The 1116-nt window shown below is 58.6% G+C and carries 1 protein-coding gene; it reads left to right on the forward strand.

The annotated features are described in order from the left end of the window. Positions 1-19 precede the first annotated feature (19 nt). Positions 20-232: a hypothetical protein gene (locus AC1D00_RS42350; protein ID WP_404556379.1), complete on the forward strand. Its 213-nt coding sequence runs from the start codon at positions 20-22 to the stop codon at positions 230-232. Positions 233-1116 lie beyond the last annotated feature (884 nt).

A 1116-nucleotide genomic window follows, 5' to 3' on the forward strand; every position in this document is an offset into this window, starting at 1 on the left:
ATTATAAGGAACGTCATTCATGACCAAGGAAAATTGCCTGATCGTCCACGTTGCCGGAAGACAGTTGGATCTGCTGCGAGGAGAAGCCTCCCGCATTGCAAGGGACAATAAAATTGATTGGTGGATCGATCACGCCGATGTCGGCACGCGCTTCTGCTTCGAAGATGCAAAGGCGAAAGAAACCTTCGCACTCACCTGCGACAATTACGGCGTTCCGTGCCGCGACGGCTGACTAAGCCCAAACGGGAAAAGCCGCAGGGTGGTTCCAGCCCCCACTGCGGCCATCCCGGACAAAGTAAAAATCGGTACTCAAATCACGCCGGTGTTCTTTCTATAGAACACCCCGTTCCGAAAATGGATTCCGTACAACTACCGGAGCGCGATGTTCCACAGCATTGCTGTCCGAACGCGAACATGGCACGGCTCGCAGCCCCCAAGCCTCCCGGCTGCCGGTTCAATTGCGGATCAGAGCGCCGGGAGTGCCGCTGCGCCCCCAAACCCTTCTGGCGAATAGGAACGTTGGCTGTATTGCCAAGCTTTTCCGATGCCCTTCTCCAAGGGCACTCGCTAGCACCAGCTCACCCGATCCCACTGAGCTGTTTTCTTGTGCCTATACTTGGCGATGCAACCCCCAAAAGGCGATCAGCAGGAGAGCTGCGGCCCCAATTCCCAGCAATAGGAGAATGGCTTCCAGCATGGCGAATCAAGCTCCGCCCCTCTGGAAGGATATACCTTTTCGGATTTTAGTCACCGAGGCTCGCCAGCGGGTGCTGCTTCCAGGAGGCAATTGCCTCATCTTCGCATTGCTCTTCGAACGTCGTAGCCGCTCACGTGTCACGGCCGGCAGCTGCGCGAAGATAATCTGAACAATTCTCTCGATGGTCACGTGTGTGTTGCTCGCTGGCGCGTCGGTAAGTGATGCTGACGCTCAGGCCGGAGGCGCAGGAGCCGGCGGCTCGGCCATTCAGCCCGGCAGCGGAGAGGACCCTGCCCGCCGCCTTCGGCGCTAATGCGCGCGAGGCAGTCACGGTTGAGACAGAGGCCGCCCGATGGGCGGCCCTGTCATGCCAAACGGGAAACACGTCAGCGAGATCTGGAGCAGCGCAAACGCGGAGG

This window comes from Bradyrhizobium sp. P2_E8 (assembly GCF_056403875.1).

Excerpts from the sequence above, each read along its gene's own strand:
- AC1D00_RS42350 (WP_404556379.1), top strand. The coding sequence starts at position 20 with ATGACCAAGGAAAATTGCCTGATCGTCCACGTTGCCGGAAGACAGTTG.